The following is a 16,076-nucleotide window of genomic DNA, read 5'->3' on the forward strand; positions in this document are numbered from 1 at the left end:
TCCCGCGGCCTGCGCTCCGCGTCGGCCGGGGCCCGGCGTCCCGCCCCGGTCCGAGCCTCCGTCAGCGCCTCCGCGCGGAGCAGGGGACCGGCGGGCGACCCGACTCCGCGCAGACCGACGGACTTGAGGACTGGGCATGGCTGAATACATCTACTCGATGGTGCGCGCGCGGAAGGCGGTCGGCGACAAGCTGATCCTGGACGACGTCACCATGTCGTTCCTGCCGGGAGCGAAGATCGGCGTGGTCGGGCCCAACGGCGCCGGCAAGTCGACGATCCTGAAGATCATGGCGGGGCTGGACACGCCGAGCAACGGCGAGGCGCGGCTCAGCCCGGGCTACACCGTCGGCATCCTGATGCAGGAGCCCGAGCTCGACGAGACCAAGACGGTGCTCGAGAACGTCCAGGAGGGCGTGGGCGAGATCAAGGGCAAGATCGACCGCTTCAACGAGATCTCCCTCGCGATGGCCGACCCGGACGCCGACTTCGACAGCCTCCTCGCCGAGATGGGGACCCTGCAGGAGGCGATCGACGCCGCCGACGCCTGGGACCTGGACTCGCAGCTGGAGCAGGCGATGGACGCGCTGCGCACCCCGCCGGGGGACTCCCTCGTCACCAACCTCTCGGGTGGCGAGAAGCGCCGCGTGGCGCTCACCAAGCTCCTCCTGCAGAAGCCCGACCTGCTGCTGCTCGACGAGCCCACCAACCACCTCGACGCCGAGAGCGTGCTCTGGCTCGAGCAGTTCCTCTCGAAGTACCCCGGCGCCGTGCTCGCCGTCACCCACGACCGGTACTTCCTCGACAACGTCGCGGAGTGGATCGCCGAGGTCGATCGCGGACACCTCTACCCCTACGAGGGCAACTACTCGACGTACCTCGAGAAGAAGAGCGCCCGCCTGGAGGTCCAGGGCAAGAAGGACGCCAAGCTCGCCAAGCGGCTCACCACCGAGCTCGACTGGGTGCGCAGCAACGCCAAGGGCCGTCAGGCCAAGTCGAAGGCGCGCCTGGCGCGCTACGAGGAGATGGCGGCCGAGGCCGAGAAGACGCGCGTGCTCGACTTCGAGGAGATCGTCATCCCGGTGGGCCCCCGTCTGGGCTCCCAGGTCATCGACGCGAAGAAGCTGCACAAGCAGTTCGGCGAGCGCGTCCTCATCGACGACCTCAGCTTCACGCTGCCCCGCAACGGCATCGTCGGCGTCATCGGCCCGAACGGCGTCGGCAAGACCACGCTCTTCAAGACGATCGTGGGCTTCGAGCCGCTCGACTCGGGCGACCTGAAGATCGGCGAGACGGTCGACATCTCCTACGTCGACCAGAGCCGCGGCGGCATCGACCCGCAGAAGAACCTGTGGGAGGTCGTCTCCGACGGGCACGACTACATCACCGTCGGGAAGACCGAGATCCCCTCCCGCGCCTACGTCTCGCAGTTCGGCTTCAAGGGCCCGGACCAGCAGAAGAAGGCCGGCGTCCTCTCCGGTGGCGAGCGGAACCGCCTCAACCTCGCGCTGACGCTCAAGCAGGGCGGCAACCTGCTCCTGCTCGACGAGCCCACCAACGACCTCGACGTCGAGACCCTGGGCAGCCTCGAGAACGCGCTCCTCGAGTTCCCGGGCTGCGCCGTGGTGATCACGCACGACCGGTGGTTCCTCGACCGGATCGCGACCCACATCCTCGCCTACGAGGGCACCGAGGAGGATCCGGCCAACTGGTACTGGTTCGAGGGCAACTTCGAGGCCTACGAGGAGAACAAGATCGAGCGCCTCGGCCCGGACGCGGCGAAGCCGCACCGCTCCGCGTACCGCAAGCTCACCCGCGACTGATGCGCCTGCACGTCGCCATCCCGCTGCGCTGGTCGGACTTCGACGCCTACGCGCACGTGAACAACGCCGAGATGCTGCGCCTGCTCGAGGAGGCGCGCATCCAGGCGTTCTGGAAGCCGGACTCGCCGCAGCCCGGCGGGATGGCGACGGCGGTGCTCGACGCACGGCCGGGCGCCGAGTCGATCAGCCTCATCGCCCGGCAGGAGATCGAGTACCTCGCGCCGATACCGTACATGCGCGCGCCGATCGACGTGGAGCTGTGGATCGGGCGGATCGGCGGGGCGAGCCTCGAGGTCTGCTACGAGCTCTACTCGCCCGCCGGTGTCGTCCCGCGGGTGCTCTTCACGAAGGCGGCCACCACATTGGTGCTGGTGACGGCCGCGACGGGCAGGCCCCAGCGCATCCCGGAGGAGCTCCGCGAGGCGTGGGGACCCTACGTCGAGGAGCCCATCACCTTCTCGAAGCGGGGCTGAGCTCAGCCCAGGGGGACGCGGACCATGCCCTCCTGGGCGACGCTCGCCACGAGCACGCCCTCCTGCGTGTAGATGCGCCCGAGCGAGAGCCCGCGTCCGCCGGACGCGCTCGGCGCCTCCTGCACGTAGAGGAGCCACTGGTCCACGCGCGCGGGGCGGTGCCACCACATCGCGTGGTCGAGACTCGCGATCCGCAGGCCGGGCGTCGTCCAGGCCGCACCGTGTCGGCGGAGCGTGGATTCGAGGATCGTGTAGTCGCTCGCGTAGGCGAGGGCGGCGCGGTGCAGCATCGGATCGTCCGGCAGCGGTCCGAGCGAGCGCATCCACACGCTCTGGTGCGCGACCCGCTCGGGGTCGGCCCGGAGGTACACCGGCTGCTCGACGTGCCGCACGTCGAAGGGGCGCTGCGTGGCCCAGAAGCTGCCGACCGGGTGGTCGACCCCCGCGAGGATCTCGGCGGTGCTCGGCAGCGACTCCGGGTCGGGGATCCCCTCCGGCATCGGCGCCTGGTGGTCGAGGCCCTCGTCCTCGGTCTGGAACGAGGCGATCATCGAGAGGATGGGGCGTCCGTTCTGGTAGGCCTGCGTCCGACGGGTGCAGAAGGAGCGCCCGTCGTGGATCCGGTCGACCGAGAACGTGATCGGCAGGGAGACGTCTCCGGGGCGGAGGAAGTACCCGTGCATCGAGTGCACGGAGCGCCCCTCTACGGTGCGACCGGCCGCGATGAGCGACTGCGCGAGGACCTGGCCGCCGAAGACCCGCCCCTCGGGCATCCACTGCGAGGGACCCGTCGAGATGTCCTCGCTGGTGCGGGCGCCGGTGTCCGTCAGGTCGAGCGCGGTGAGGAACGAGGACAGGGGATCGGGCACGGTACCTCCGGGGTGTCGGGCGGTCGGGCGAGCGGCCTCGGGTAAGTTTATCGACGCGATGAGTTCGTCCTTCTCCCTGGCGGATCCGCCCAGCCTGTCGGATCTGCGCGTCTTCCTCGGCCGTTCGGCCCGGGTCGAGGACGGTGCGGTCCGGCTCCTCGCCGACGACCACGTGCTGGCCGCCTACACGCCGATCCTCCAGCCCCGCGGTCTGCTCGACCGCTCCGCGACCGTGCTGGGCCTGCGCGTCTTCGCGCTCGACGAGCCCGCCGGCTTCGACCGGGTCGTGCCGATCCGTGCGCTGTCGGACCGCCTCGCCCGCCTGCAGTGGGAGCCGGGCGGAGCGGACGGCAAGCCGGTCGTCCTGCCCGACGGCGACGACGCGACGGCGGGGCCCTGGGCGGGCGTCTCCCCGCCCCGCGGCGGCTGGACCCGGCGCGAGCCCGTGGACCCGGGCTTCCTGGAGCGCGTCGCGCGCGAGGGGATCGACGAGATCGCGGCGGCCGTCGGCTCCGAGACGGGCGAGCAGATCGTCGGCCGCGTGCGGTCGAGCGTCTGGGGCCGCCCGCTCGACGGCCTCGAGGACGTCCCGGCGGGAGCGGCGTTCGCCCTCTTCGCGCTCGGGTTCCTCGGCGCCGACGACCCGGTCGCCCTGCTCGAGAGCGGCGCCTGGCGCCGCCTCACCTCACGGCGCGGACACGTGCTGGTCCGCACCCCGGGCTGAGCGGCTACTCCTCGAAGGTGTTCACCATCGCGTGGGCGGCGCGCTCCAGGTAGTCCCAGAGCAGGGCGTCGTCGGCCGGAGCGAGCTCGAGATCGTCGACGGCCGTCCGCATGTGCTGGAGCCAGTGGTCGCGGGCCTCGGGGTTGATCCGGAACGGCTGGTGCCGCATCCGCAGGCGCGGGTGGCCGCGCTCCTCGCTGTAGGTGCCCGGGCCGCCCCAGTACTGCTCGAGGAAGCCGGTCAGCCGCTGGATCGCGTCCTCGAGGTCGTGCTCGGGGTACATCGGCCAGAGGACCTCGTCCTCGCGGACGCCCTCGTAGAAGCGGCGGACCAGGCGCTCGAACGTCGGCCGGCCGCCGATGTGCTCCCAGAAGCTGCGCAGCGGAGGCGTGCCGCCGATCTGCAGGCCGCTCACGAGCGCGCTCCCGTCGGGCCGGAGGTGCTGCCGCCGTCCTGGGGCGGCGTCCCGCTCCCGCGCCGCAGCGCGCGGGGGAGCCGCACGGGCTTGCCGTGCTCGGTGCTGATCGTGGGGGAGGGCGTGGTCCGCGGCGGCTTGGCGCCTCCGACGCTCGTCGCCCCCTCGAAGCCCTCGAGGACGACGGTGGCCAGCGAGGGGAGCTTCACGTCGAGCGCGTCGAGCGACTTCTTCAGGCGCAGGCGCAGCTCGCGGGCGACGTCGTCCTTGGCAGTGGTGCGGGTCTTGACCACGACCCGGATGACCAGGGCGTCGTCGGCGATGGACTCCAGGCCCCAGAGCTCGGGCTTGTCGATGATCCGGGCCCGCCAGCGACTGCTCGCCGCCAGCTCGTTCGCTGTCGCGAGGACCGTGGACTGCACCTGCTCGAGGTCCGTCTCGTAGGGCACGGCCAGGTCGACGATGACGCGCGACCAGCCCTGCGACATGTTCCCGACCCGGACGATCTCGCCGTTGCGGACGAACCAGAGGGTGCCGTTGACGTCGCGGATCTGCGTCACCCGGACGCCGACCGACTCGACCACGCCCGTCGCCTGCCCGGTGTCGACGACGTCGCCGACCCCGAGCTGGTCCTCCGCGACCATGAACAGCCCGTTGAGGACGTCCTTGACGATGTTCTGCGCGCCGAAGCCGAGGCCCGCGCCGAGGGCGGCCGTCAGCAGGGCGAAGGAGCCGATGAGGTCCTTGTCGATCGTCGTCACGATCATGACCAGGGCGATGACGACGATCAGGATCGAGCTCAGGTTGTTGAGGATCGACCCGAGCGTGCGCGTGCGCTGCACCACCCGCACGGCCGCGAGCGGCGACGCGGCGATCGACTGGGTGTCCTCGACGCGCTGGCGGCGCTTCACTCCCGACACGATCTGGTCGACGACGCGGCCGATCACGAAGTGGGCGATGACGCGCATCAGCAGCGCGCCCAGCACGATCCCGAGGATCGCGACCACCTTCCAGAAGGGCTCGGACTCGAAGAAGGAGACGGTGGCGGCGACAGGATCCGGGGTGGAGGTCTGAAGAAGCAGCATGACCGCTCCAGGCTACGGGACGCCTCCCTCCGAGACGGGTGCACGAGCCCCGAGCGCGTATAGATTCGAGGCGGGTCCGCTCGGACCCGGCCACCGCCCTGGGAAGGACGCCCGATGCTCCACTCCACCCGGACTCCCGCCGAGAAGCGCCGCCTCTTCCGCGAGCGCCTCGCCTCGGGCGAGCTGCTGCAGCTGCCCGGCGCGTTCACTCCGCTCTCCGCGCGCCTCATCGAGGCGAAGGGCTTCGACGGGATCTACGTCTCGGGCGCCGTGCTCTCGGCCGAGCTGGGGCTGCCGGACATCGGGCTCACCACGCTCAGCGAGGTGGCCGGCCGCTCGCAGCAGATCGCGCGCCTGACCGACCTGCCGGTCCTCGTCGACGCGGACACCGGCTTCGGCGAGCCGCTGAACGTCGCGCGGACGGTGCAGATGCTCGAGGACGCCGGAGTCGCGGGGCTGCACATCGAGGACCAGGTGAACCCCAAGCGCTGCGGGCACCTCGACGGCAAGGCGGTCGTCGACGAGGCGACCTCGGTGCGGAGGATCGCGGCGGCCGTCGACGCGCGCCGCGACTCCGATTTGGTGATCATGGCCCGCACCGACATCCGCGCCCTCGACGGCCTGCCGGCCGCGATCGACCGCGCCAAGCGCCTCGTCGACGCCGGAGCAGACGCGGTGTTCCCCGAGGCGATGCGCGACCTGTCCGAGTTCGAGGCCGTGCGCGCCGCGATCGACGTGCCGATCCTCGCCAACATGACCGAGTTCGGCAAGAGCGAGCTGTTCACCGCGCAGCAGCTCGCCGACGTCGGCGTGAACGTCGTGATCCACCCGGTCTCGCTGCTCCGGATCGCGATGGGCGCCGCGATGCGGGCACTCGACGCCCTCAAGGCGGAGGGCTCGCTCCGCTCGGAGGTCCCGGGCATGCAGACGCGCGCCGAGCTCTACGAGCTCCTCGACTACGCCTCGTACAGCCGCTTCGACGAGGGCGTCTTCGACTTCTCGCTCGCCGACCACTACGGCGCCTGAGCGCGCCGACCCGCATGAACCGGCGGCGCTCCCCGGCGCCGCCGCCCGCCTCTCGCGAAGGAGCGAAGGATGAGCACGACCGATCAGGACATCCGCAAAGGACTCGTGGGGGTCGTCGTCGACACGACGGCCGTCTCGAAGGTCGACCCGGCGTCGAACTCGCTGCTCTACCGCGGCTACCCCGTGCAGGAGCTCGCGGCGGGGACCTCGTTCGAGGACGTGGCCTGGCTGCTCTGGCACGGCGAGCTCCCCACTGCGGAGGAGACGGCCGGGCTGGCCGCCGTGGAGCGGGCCCACCGCGCCCTGGCCCCCGAGGTGCGCACCGTGATCGACCTGCTGCCGCTGTCGGCGCACCCGATGGACGTCGTGCGGACGGCGGTGAGCGTCCTGGGCGCGCTCGAGGAGGATCCGGATGCCGACGCTCCCGAGGCCGTGCTGGAGCGCTCCGTGCGGCTCTGGGCGGCACTGCCGGCGATCGTCGCCTACGCCCAGCGCCGCCTGCGCGGCCTCGAGCCGATCGAGCCGCGCGACGACCTCGACTACTCCGAGAACTTCCTCTGGACGACCTTCGGCGAGGTGCCGGAGCCGGTCGTCGTCGACGCGTTCCGCGTCTCGCTGGTGCTCTACGCCGAGCACTCCTTCAACGCCTCGACCTTCACGGCCCGCGTCGTGACGTCGACGCTGTCGGACGTCCACTCCGCCGTGACCGCCGCCGTCGGAGCGCTCAAGGGACCGCTCCACGGCGGGGCGAACGAGGCCGTGCTGCACGTGCTCGACGAGGTCGGCACCGGACCGGAGGCGGACCGGCGGTCCCGCGAGTGGCTCGCCGAGGCGCTCAGGCAGCGCCGGAAGGTCATGGGGTTCGGCCACCGGGTCTACAAGTCGGGCGACTCGCGGGTGCCGACCATGGACGCCGCTCTCCGGCGGCTCGCCGAGCACGAGGGGGCCGGCGAGATGATGGAGCTGTACGACGCCCTGGCCGCGGCGATGGCCGAGCGGACGGGGATCCTGCCGAACCTCGACTACCCGTCCGGCCCCGCCTACCGGCTGATGGGCTTCGACACCGGGATCTTCACTCCGCTGTTCGTCGCCGCGCGGGTGGTGGGCTGGACGGCCCACGTGATCGAGCAGCGGGGCTCGAACGCGCTCATCCGGCCGCTGTCCGCCTACGACGGGCCGGAGCGCCGCTCGGTCCCGCAGCGCTAGGCGCCGGGAGAGGGGACAGCCGCCCGGTCCCGCAGCGCCGAGCGCCGGGGGACCGGGCGGCTCACTGTCAGCCCCGGGTGTCGCGCTCCTGGGCGCGGAGCGCACGCTCCACGCCGGCCAGGTTCTCGATCACGAGTCGGCGCAGCGCCGGGACCTCCGGGTTCGCGTCGAGCCAGGCGCGGGTGGAGTCGACGATCTCCTGCGAGGGCGCGGCGGCCGGGTAGAAGCCGACGACCAGGTACTCGGCGATCTTGTAGCTCTTCGACTCCCAGAGGGAGCGGAGGGCGTCGAAGTAGACCGGGACCATCGCGTCGAGCAGGCGCGGGTCGGCGGAGCGCTGGAAGCCCAGGCCCGTCGAGCGGACGATCGTGTTCGGGGCCGAGTCGTCGGCCGTGACGGAGTCCCAGGCCGCGCGCTTCGCCTCCGCGGTCGGCAGTGCGGCACGGGCGTGCGCGGCCGACTGCTGGCCGGTCGCCGTGTTGTCCGAGGCGAGCGCCGCGTCGATGTCGTCAGCGCCCGCACGCCCGCCGGCGACGAGAGCGATCAGCAGCTCCCAGCCGAGGTCGGTGTCGATGTCGAGGCCGTCAAGAGCGGTGGAGCCGTCGAGCAGTGCCTGCACGGCCTCGAGGTGCGCCGGGGTGGACGCGATCGCGGCGAAGAACTTCACGAACTGGAACTGCGCGTCGCTGCCCGGCTCGGCGCCCTGCGCGAGCGTCCACAGCTGATCGCCCGCCTCCTCGAGGACCTCGGCCCGGTACTCCGGAGCGACGTACTGGGTGGCGGTGGCGACGAGCTGGTTGAGCACCGTCCGCAGGGTCGTGGACTCTGTCTCGGTCGCGACGTTGCCCAGGACGAGGCGGACGAAGTCGCGCGGCGCCGACTCGGCGTCGCGGGTCGAGTCCCAGACCGAGCCCCAGACCAGCGAGCGGGCCAGGGGGCTGTCGATGCTCGCGAGGTGCTCGACGGCCACGGCGAGCGAGGCGTCGTCGAGGCGGACCTTCGCGTAGGCGAGGTCGTCGTCGTTGAGCAGCACGAGCGCCGGACGGGTGCGGCCGATCAGCTCGGGCACCTCGGTGCGCTCCCCGTCGACGTCCAGCTCGAGGCGCTCGACGCGGACGAGGCGCTCGCCCTCGAAGTCGTACAGGCCGATCGCCAGGCGGTGCGGGCGGATCGTCGGGTACTCCTCGACCGCGGTCTGCAGGATCGCGAAGGACGCGATCGCTCCGCTCTCGTCGACCGCGATCTCGGGGCGGAGCGTGTTCACGCCGGCCGTCTCGAGCCACTGCGCCGACCACTCGGTGAGGTCGCGCCCGCTGGTGGCCTCCAGCTCGACCAGCAGGTCGCGCAGCTCCGTGTTCGAGAAGGCGTGCTTCACGAAGTACTCGTGGACGCCGGCGAGGAACTCCCTCTCGCCGACCCACGCGACGAGCTGCTTGAGCACCGAGGCGCCCTTGGCGTAGGTGATGCCGTCGAAGTTGACCTGGACGTCCTCGAGATCGTTGATGGTCGCGACGATCGGGTGGGTCGAGGGCAGCTGGTCCTGGCGGTAGGCCCAGCTCTTCTCCATCGCGGCGAAGGTGGTCCACGCCTCGGTCCACTCCGTCGCCTCCGCGGTGGCGAGGGTGGAGGCGTACTCGGCGAACGACTCGTTGAGCCAGAGGTCGTTCCACCACTTCATCGTGACCAGGTCGCCGAACCACATGTGGGCGAGCTCGTGGAGGATCGTGACGACCCGGCGCTCCTTGATCGCGTCCGTCACCTTGGAGCGGAACACGTAGGTCTCGGTGAAGGTCACCGCTCCCGCGTTCTCCATCGCGCCGGCGTTGAACTCGGGGACGAACAGCTGGTCGTACTTCGCGAACGGGTACGGGACGCCGAACTTCTCCTCGTAGAAGGCGAAGCCCTGCTTCGTCTTCTCGAACACGTAGTCGGCGTCGAGGAAGGGCGCGAGCGAGGCCCGGGCGAAGACCCCCAGCGGGATGGTGCGGCCGTCGGAGGAGACGAGCGAGTCGGTCTCGACCACGTAGGGTCCGGCGACGAGGGCCGTGATGTAGGAGGAGATGCGCGGGGTGGGCTCGAAGCTCCAGGTCGCGATCCCCTCGCCCGCCGGGACCGGCTCGGGAGTGGGCTGGTTCGACACGACCTGCCACTGCGCGGGTGCGGTGACGGTGAAGCGGAACTCGGCCTTGAGGTCCGGCTGCTCGAACACCGCGAAGACGCGGCGGGAGTCGGGCACCTCGAACTGCGAGTACAGGTACACCTCGCCGTCGACGGGGTCGACGAAGCGGTGCAGGCCCTCGCCCGTGTTGGTGTAGAGCATGTCGGCGACGACGGTGAGCTCGTTGTCCGCAGCCAGGGAGTCGAGGCGGATCCGGACGCCGTCGGCGACGTCGGCGGGGTCGAGCTCCGCGCCGTTGAGGGTGACGGAGTGGACCGTGCCCGTGACGGCGTCGATGAAGCTCGAGGCGCCCTCGGTGGCGGAGAAGCGCACCGTGGTGGTGCTGAGGAAGGTCTCGGCTCCCCGGGTCAGGTCGAGGGCGATGTCGTAGTCGTGGACCTGGATCAGCGAGGCGCGCTCCTGCGCCTCGCTCCGGGTGAGGTTGTCTCCTGGCACGGGGGTGCTCCATCCGTTCGTCTCGGGCGCTGCCGCGGGCGCCGGGGTGCGGGCGCCGCCGATCCACCCTAGAGCTGCCGGGACCCGCCGTGGAGCCCCGTGGCGCCGATCCTGCGGAGCCGCCGGGGAGCGCGGACGCGGCCCCGGCGAGCGGCGTAGCGTGTCCCCATGACCTCTGTGGACTTCTGGTTCGACCCCTCCTGCCCGTGGGCCTGGATGACCTCGCGATTCGTGGACGAGGTGACCCCCGCGCGCGACCTCGACGTGCAGTGGCACATCATGAGCCTCGCCGTCCTCAACGAGGACAAGGACGTGGACGACTCGTACCGCGCCTTCCTCCCGCGCGCGCTGCGCTACACGCGCCTGGTCGCCGCCGTCGCCGAGCGCGAGGGCCGCGAGCACGTCAAGCCGCTCTACGACGCGCTCGGCACCCGGATCCACCCGGGCGGGCGCACCGACGTCGACGCGGTGATCGCCGAGTCGCTCGCCGAGCTCGGCCTGCCCGCGGAGCTCGCCGCCCACGCCGACTCGGACGAGTACGACGAGCCGATGCGCGCCTCCCACTTCGACGGGATCGAGCGGGTCGGCCAGGACGTCGGCACCCCGGTCATCGCGATCGGCGACGTCGCCTTCTTCGGCCCCGTCATCTCGCCGATCCCGAGGGGCGAGCAGGCGCTGACCCTCTGGGACGGCATCGTCGCCGCCGCCTCCTTCGACGGCTTCTTCGAGCTCAAGCGCTCGCGGACCCGCGACCCGCAGTTCGACTGAGCCGACCCGCGGTACTCTGGCTCCCGGCCCGGGCACCGCGGGTCCCAGACGGCTCTTCCGGAGGAGTTCTCTCGTGCGCATCCACATCGCCACGGACCACGCAGGGCTGGACTTCAGCCGTCACCTGATCGAGCACCTCGGCGCCGCCGGTCATGACGTGATCGACCACGGCCCCACGTCCTACGACCCGCTGGACGACTACCCGTCCTTCTGCATCAACGCCGCCGCCGCGGTCGTCCGCGATCAGGAGGCGGGGGTCGAGGCTCTCGGCGTCGTCTTCGGCGGCTCGGGCAACGGCGAGCAGATCGCGGCGAACAAGGTCGCGGGCGTGCGCGCGGCGCTCGTGTGGAATCTGAGCACCGCCGTGCTGGCCCGCCAGCACAACGACGCGAACGTCATCTCGATCGGGGCCCGCCAGCACTCCGTCGAGGAGGCCACCGGCTTCATCGACGCGTTCGTCGCCGAGCCCTTCACCTTCGAGGAGCGGCACGTGCGCCGCATCGCGCAGCTCGCCGAGTACGAGGCCACCGGCGACATCGCCGGCCGGGTCGTCGACTCCGCCGCGAAGGAGCGCTGAGTGCCCGAGGGGCACTCCGTCCACCGGATCGCCCTGCAGTTCGAGCGCGACGTCGTCGGGCACCGCGTCGCGACCAGCAGCCCCCAGGGTCGCTTCACCGAGGGAGCCGCGCTCCTCGACGGGCGCGAGGTCCTCGAGTCCACGGCCGTCGGCAAGCACCTGCTGCTGCGCTTCGAGGGCGACCTGACGTTGCACGTCCACCTCGGCCTCTACGGTGCGTGGGACTTCCTCGGGCACGTCTCGCCGCTGTTCCCGGACGGCAAGGCGGGCGGCAGCATCGGCGCTCCCCGGCGCCGCCGCGCCGTGCGCCTCTCCGAGACGGAGCACGAGACCGACTCCGATCTCGACGAGTTCCCGCCGCCGCCCGTGGGCGCGGTGCGCGTGCGCATCATGACGGAGGAGACGGTCGCCGACCTGCGCGGCCCCACCGCCTGCGAGGTGATGGATCCCGCCCAGGTGGAGGCCCTCCTCGCCCGCCTCGGTCCGGATCCGGCCGACGACGACTCCGACGAGGCGCGCGACCGCTTCGTGAACCGGCTCCGCAGGACGGCGACGCCGGTCGGGCTGGTGCTGATGGACCAGTCCGTGGTCAGTGGCATCGGCAACATCTACCGCGCGGAGCTGCTCTACCGCGCCGGCCTCGACCCGCACACTCCCGGCAAGCAGGTGCCGCTGGAGCTCGCACAGGAGCTGTGGCGGGACTGGGCGGACCTGCTCGAGGACGGCATCCGGACCGGGATGATGATCACGCGCCGCGGCCTGACGAAGACCGAGCGCTCGAAAGCCGTCCGCAGCCGCGCCGAGCGCAACTACGTCTACAAGCGCGAGGGCCTGCCCTGCCGCGTCTGCGGCACGAACGTGCTGCTCGAGGAGATCGGCGCGCGCAAGCTCTACTGGTGCCCGGTGTGCCAGTCGTGAGCGCGGGTGGAGAGCGGTCGGCCCGGTCGCGCACCCGCCGAGCCGTCCGCCCCGCGCTCCGCGAGGCCGCCCGATGACCGGCGGTCTCCTGCTCCGGGGCGCCCGCCTCCTCGGCTCGTCCCGACCCGGTGCCGTGCTCCTGCGCGACGGCCGCGTGGAAGCGGTCGGACCGGACGCCGCCGCCGCCCCGGGCGACGAGGTGCGCGACCTCGACGGGCGCTGGGTGCTCCCCGGCCTCTGGGACGAGCACGTCCACTTCTCCCAGTGGGCGATGACGGCCCCGCGCCTGGACGTCTCGTCAGCCGACTCGGCCCGCGGAACGGCGGACGCGGTCCGACGTCGCCTGGCGGAGGAGCCCGGTACCGGCACGCTGATCGGCTTCGGCTTCCGCGACGGCCTCTGGCCGGAGCCGCCGACGACCGCGCTCCTGGACGAGGTCTCTCCGGAGCGGCCCGTCGTGCTGATCAGCGGCGACCTGCACTGCGCCTGGCTGAACTCCGCCGCGTACCGGCGCTACGCCGTCGCTCCCGAGCCCGAGCTGCTGCGCGAGGACGCCTGCTTCGAGCTCGTCACCGCACTCGGCGCCCTCGGCGACGACGAGCTCGACGCACTCGCCGACGCTGCGGCGCGGCGGGCTGCGGCTCGCGGGGTGGTCGGCGTCGTCGACCTCGAGATGCGCTGGAATGTGGGGGACTGGCCCCGTCGCGTCGCTGGCGGAGCACGCTCCCTCCGCGTCGACACCGGCGTCTACCGCGACCACCTCGACCGCGCCCTCGCGGAGGGACTGCGCACTGGCGACGAACTCGACGGCGGTGACGGCCTGCTGCGGATGGGCCCGCTCAAGGTCCTGATCGACGGCTCCCTCAACACGAGGACCGCCTACTGCGCCCACCCCTACGCCGACCACGACGGCAACGGCGTCCTCACCGTGGAGCCCGCCGAGCTGGACGAGCTGCTCGCCCGCGCGGCCGCCGGGGGCATCCGCTCCACCGTGCACGCGATCGGAGACGCCGCGGCGACGCTGGCTCTGGACGCGCTCGGCCGGGTCGGCGGGGGCCGGATCGAGCACGCTCAGCTGCTCGCGGAGACCGACCTTCCGCGGTTCGCCGCGCTCGGCGTGGAGGCCGGAGTGCAGCCCGCGCACGCGCTCGACGACCGCGAGGTGGCGGAGCGGTACTGGCCGGGACGCACCGGCCGGGCGTTCCCGCTGCGCTCGCTGCTCGACTCCGGGGCCCGCGTGGTGCTCGGCTCGGACGCTCCGGTCGCTCCGCTCGACCCGTGGGTCGCGATCTCGGCCGCGGTCGCGCGGGCGCTGCCGGGCGACGAGCCCTGGCATCCGGAGCAGCGGGTGAGCGTCGAGGAGGCGATCGTCGCCTCGACCCGGGTGCGCCGGCTCACGCCCGCGGCCGGCGATCCCGCCGATCTGGTGGTGGTCGACCGCGATCCGCTCGCCGCCGATGCAGGAGCCCTCCGATCCATGCCGGTCGCCGCGACCCTCCTGGCGGGCCGCTTCACGCACGGCGGTTGACCCGCGCCCGTCGCGACTCCGGCTGCTCCGGATCGCGCGGACGGGCCGGGGAACGACGACGGCCCGCGGGATCCGAGGATCCGCGGGCCGGTCGAGGCGTGGTGCTCAGCTCTCGCTGACGTGGGCGAAGAGGAACCAGCGGTCCTTCTCGAGGCCGCGGCCGATCTCGATCGCGACGTCCTGGCTGCTCGCGTCGATCTCGGCGAGCTCGGCGATCGCCGTGTTGACGGTCGCGATGGCGACGTCCATCTGGCGGATGATCTCGACGATCGCGTTCTCGGAGCGCTGGAAGCCGGGGGTGAGGGGTTCGGACTGCGTCGCCGAGGCGACGGTCTGGATGCGGGCGTCGACCGGGAGGCCGAGGGCGACGACGCGCTCCGCGGCGAGGTCGGCCCACTCGATGGCGCGGCCGACGATCGCGTCGAGCAGCTCGTGGACGCCGATGAAGTTGGCGCCGCGGACGTGCCAGTGCGCCTGCTTGCCGTTGACGGCGAGCGCGGTCATCTCGACGACGACGGGGCTGAGGAACTGGGCGACTCCGGATGCGACATCCGGGTTCGACGAGGTGAGCGACGTGACGGACGTGGTGGACATCGTCTGGTCCTTTCGAGAGGGGTGACTGATCGTCAACAGTACGCAGATCCCTCGGCGCCGCAAGGAAGCGCAGGCTCGGCTCAGTCCGGTGAAGGACAGGCTCACCTCGGTCGCGGAGGGGCGTCACGGGGGCTTCCCCCCGGGTGCCCGGAGCCGTGCCGCCGGTACGCTCGACCGGGTCGCGGCGGCGGCGGGAGCGGACAGGAGGCGCGGATGAGCGGAGCATCGACGGCCCTCGGCGAGGCCTCGCGCGCCTACCTCCGGCTCTGGCGCGGACTGCCCCGGGAGGTGGTCGCGCTGGTGGCCGCGATCCCGGTCGCGCTCCTCGGCGCCTTCTGCGCCGGCGTCGCGCTGGCCGTCGCGCTCGGGCTCGTCGGAGTCCTGATCGGCCTGGTGTTCCTGCCTGCCGCCCTCTACACGGCGCGCTTCTTCTCGCGGGCCGCCGTCGGCCTCGACGTGCTGGCCGGACGGCCCGCCGTCCCCCGGCCGCAGTGGCGGCGACCGCCCTCCTCCGTCACTCCGTCGACCTTCGCCCTCTACGGTCCGGTGATCGACGGGCACTACTGGCTCGCTCTCCTGCACACGCTCGTCGTGGCTCCGGTGCTCGCGCTGCTGTCAGGACTGCTCCTGGCGCTGTGGACCTGGGCGGGCCCGGGCACGGTGGCCGCCGCGCTCACGGGGGCCCCCGGTCCGGCCCGCCTGCTGGCCGAGAGCGGGGCCGCTCTGCTGGGCGCCCCGCAGCCTCCGGCGGGACTGGTCGCCGCGGCGACGGTCGCCACAACCGTCCTCTTCGTCTCGACCCTGCCGTTCGCCACCCGCGGCCTCTCCCTCCTGCACTGGCTGGTCGACCGTCTCCTGCTCGGCCCGTGGGAGTCGGAGGCGCTCCAGCGAGAGGTCGCCGAGCTGAGCGCTTCCCGCGGCGCAGCCGTCGCCGCCGAGGACCGCGCGCTGCGCCGGCTCGAGCGCGACATCCACGACGGCCCGCAGCAGCGCCTGATCCGGGTGCAGATGGACCTGGCCTCGGCCCGCAACCGACTCGCCGCCGACCCGGAGTCCGCCGCCCGCCTGGTCGACGAGGCTCGCGAGCACGTGCGCGCCGCGCTCGACGAGCTGCGCGCCCTCTCCCGCGGAGTGGCGCCGCCGATCCTGCAGGACCGGGGCTTCGAGGCGGCGGTGCACTCGCTCGCCGAGCTCAGCCCGGTGCCGGTCGAGGTCCTCACCGAGCACCCCGTGGCGGACGTGCCGCCCGAGGTCGAGCGCAGCGTCTACTTCGTCGTCGCCGAGCTGCTCGCCAACGTCTCCAAGCACTCCGGTGCCCGATCGGTGCGGGTGCATCTCGACACCCGCGACTCCGGCACTCCGGGGGAGCGCTGGCTCGACGCCTGGGTGGTCGACGACGGAGTCGGCGATGGCGACTCGGATCACGGGCACGCCCTCAGGATAGGACGGCCGGGAGGTAG

Annotated in this window: 15 protein-coding genes; 10 read left to right on the forward strand and 5 right to left on the reverse strand. The window is 72.3% G+C overall.

Annotated features, from left to right (window positions below):
• Positions 1-136 precede the first annotated feature (136 nt).
• The gene (ettA, locus tag C5C36_RS15120; protein ID WP_104223708.1) at positions 137-1,819 is read left to right on the forward strand and encodes an energy-dependent translational throttle protein EttA; all 1,683 of its coding nucleotides are present in this window, start codon (positions 137-139) and stop codon (positions 1,817-1,819) included.
• The gene (locus C5C36_RS15125; RefSeq protein WP_104223707.1) at positions 1,819-2,292 is read left to right on the forward strand and encodes a thioesterase family protein; all 474 of its coding nucleotides are present in this window, start codon (positions 1,819-1,821) and stop codon (positions 2,290-2,292) included. The genes ettA and C5C36_RS15125 overlap by 1 nt, the downstream gene beginning before the upstream one ends.
• Positions 2,293-2,294: 2 nt before the next feature.
• Here C5C36_RS15125 and C5C36_RS15130 read toward each other — a convergent pair whose 3' ends face one another.
• Positions 2,295-3,161, reverse strand: coding sequence for an acyl-CoA thioesterase II (locus C5C36_RS15130; RefSeq protein WP_244230637.1), 867 nt, complete (start codon positions 3,159-3,161; stop codon positions 2,295-2,297).
• Positions 3,162-3,219: 58 nt separating this feature from the next.
• Here C5C36_RS15130 and C5C36_RS15135 point away from each other — a divergent pair, with 58 nt between their 5' ends.
• Positions 3,220-3,885, forward strand: a complete 666-nt coding sequence (locus tag C5C36_RS15135) for a hypothetical protein (RefSeq protein WP_104247302.1) — start codon at positions 3,220-3,222, stop codon at positions 3,883-3,885.
• Between the two features lie 4 nt (positions 3,886-3,889).
• On the opposite strand, the gene C5C36_RS15140 is transcribed toward C5C36_RS15135, so the two are convergent.
• Both C5C36_RS15140 and C5C36_RS15145 read right to left on the reverse strand, forming a co-directional pair.
• Entirely contained in the window at positions 3,890-4,300 is a 411-nt protein-coding gene (locus C5C36_RS15140) for a globin (RefSeq protein WP_374954354.1), read from the reverse strand.
• Complete coding sequence (locus C5C36_RS15145) at positions 4,297-5,385, reverse strand: mechanosensitive ion channel family protein (protein WP_104261282.1); 1,089 nt, start codon at positions 5,383-5,385, stop codon at positions 4,297-4,299. Before C5C36_RS15145 ends, C5C36_RS15140 begins: the two co-directional genes overlap by 4 nt.
• Positions 5,386-5,499: 114 nt before the next feature.
• Between C5C36_RS15145 and prpB the strand changes: the two genes are divergently transcribed.
• Both prpB and C5C36_RS15155 read left to right on the forward strand, forming a co-directional pair.
• A complete protein-coding gene (prpB, locus tag C5C36_RS15150; protein WP_104223704.1) occupies positions 5,500-6,411 on the forward strand; it encodes a methylisocitrate lyase in 912 nt (303 codons plus the stop codon).
• Between the two features lie 69 nt (positions 6,412-6,480).
• Positions 6,481-7,617 carry a bifunctional 2-methylcitrate synthase/citrate synthase gene (locus C5C36_RS15155; RefSeq protein ID WP_104309996.1) on the forward strand — a complete coding sequence of 379 codons (1,137 nt, stop codon included), beginning with the start codon at positions 6,481-6,483 and terminating at the stop codon, positions 7,615-7,617.
• A 67-nt stretch (positions 7,618-7,684) separates the two neighbouring features.
• Here C5C36_RS15155 and pepN read toward each other — a convergent pair whose 3' ends face one another.
• The gene (gene pepN / locus C5C36_RS15160; RefSeq protein ID WP_104309997.1) at positions 7,685-10,231 is read right to left on the reverse strand and encodes an aminopeptidase N; all 2,547 of its coding nucleotides are present in this window, start codon (positions 10,229-10,231) and stop codon (positions 7,685-7,687) included.
• A gap of 168 nt (positions 10,232-10,399) precedes the next feature.
• Between pepN and C5C36_RS15165 the strand changes: the two genes are divergently transcribed.
• The 4 genes from C5C36_RS15165 (at position 10,400) to C5C36_RS15180 (ending at position 14,022) form a co-directional block, all read left to right on the forward strand.
• Positions 10,400-10,999, forward strand: coding sequence for a DsbA family protein (locus tag C5C36_RS15165; protein WP_104223701.1), 600 nt, complete (start codon positions 10,400-10,402; stop codon positions 10,997-10,999).
• Positions 11,000-11,072: 73 nt separating this feature from the next.
• Positions 11,073-11,576, forward strand: coding sequence for a ribose-5-phosphate isomerase (locus C5C36_RS15170; RefSeq protein ID WP_104223700.1), 504 nt, complete (start codon positions 11,073-11,075; stop codon positions 11,574-11,576).
• The gene (locus tag C5C36_RS15175; protein WP_104309998.1) at positions 11,577-12,494 is read left to right on the forward strand and encodes an Fpg/Nei family DNA glycosylase; all 918 of its coding nucleotides are present in this window, start codon (positions 11,577-11,579) and stop codon (positions 12,492-12,494) included.
• Positions 12,495-12,567: 73 nt separating this feature from the next.
• Complete coding sequence (locus tag C5C36_RS15180; RefSeq protein ID WP_104226732.1) at positions 12,568-14,022, forward strand: amidohydrolase; 1,455 nt, start codon at positions 12,568-12,570, stop codon at positions 14,020-14,022.
• A 105-nt stretch (positions 14,023-14,127) separates the two neighbouring features.
• Here the strand turns inward: C5C36_RS15180 and C5C36_RS15185 are convergent, their stop codons facing one another.
• On the reverse strand, positions 14,128-14,616 hold the full coding sequence (locus tag C5C36_RS15185) for a Dps family protein (RefSeq protein ID WP_104226731.1): 489 nt from the start codon (positions 14,614-14,616) through the stop codon (positions 14,128-14,130).
• Positions 14,617-14,829: 213 nt separating this feature from the next.
• Between C5C36_RS15185 and C5C36_RS15190 the strand changes: the two genes are divergently transcribed.
• The coding region (locus tag C5C36_RS15190; protein WP_104309999.1) for a histidine kinase at positions 14,830-16,076 on the forward strand (1,247 nt) is incomplete at its 3' end.

Source organism: Rathayibacter sp. AY1G1 (assembly GCF_002932095.1).
Lineage (GTDB): Bacteria > Actinomycetota > Actinomycetes > Actinomycetales > Microbacteriaceae > Rathayibacter.

Excerpts from the sequence above, each read along its gene's own strand:
- C5C36_RS15155 (WP_104309996.1), top strand. The coding sequence starts at position 6,481 with ATGAGCACGACCGATCAGGACATCCGCAAAGGACTCGTGGGGGTCGTC.
- ettA (WP_104223708.1), top strand. The coding sequence starts at position 137 with ATGGCTGAATACATCTACTCGATGGTGCGCGCGCGGAAGGCGGTCGGC.
- C5C36_RS15185 (WP_104226731.1), bottom strand. The coding sequence starts at position 14,616 with ATGTCCACCACGTCCGTCACGTCGCTCACCTCGTCGAACCCGGATGTC.
- C5C36_RS15145 (WP_104261282.1), bottom strand. The coding sequence starts at position 5,385 with ATGCTGCTTCTTCAGACCTCCACCCCGGATCCTGTCGCCGCCACCGTC.
- C5C36_RS15125 (WP_104223707.1), top strand. The coding sequence starts at position 1,819 with ATGCGCCTGCACGTCGCCATCCCGCTGCGCTGGTCGGACTTCGACGCC.
- C5C36_RS15135 (WP_104247302.1), top strand. The coding sequence starts at position 3,220 with ATGAGTTCGTCCTTCTCCCTGGCGGATCCGCCCAGCCTGTCGGATCTG.
- prpB (WP_104223704.1), top strand. The coding sequence starts at position 5,500 with ATGCTCCACTCCACCCGGACTCCCGCCGAGAAGCGCCGCCTCTTCCGC.
- C5C36_RS15165 (WP_104223701.1), top strand. The coding sequence starts at position 10,400 with ATGACCTCTGTGGACTTCTGGTTCGACCCCTCCTGCCCGTGGGCCTGG.
- C5C36_RS15180 (WP_104226732.1), top strand. The coding sequence starts at position 12,568 with ATGACCGGCGGTCTCCTGCTCCGGGGCGCCCGCCTCCTCGGCTCGTCC.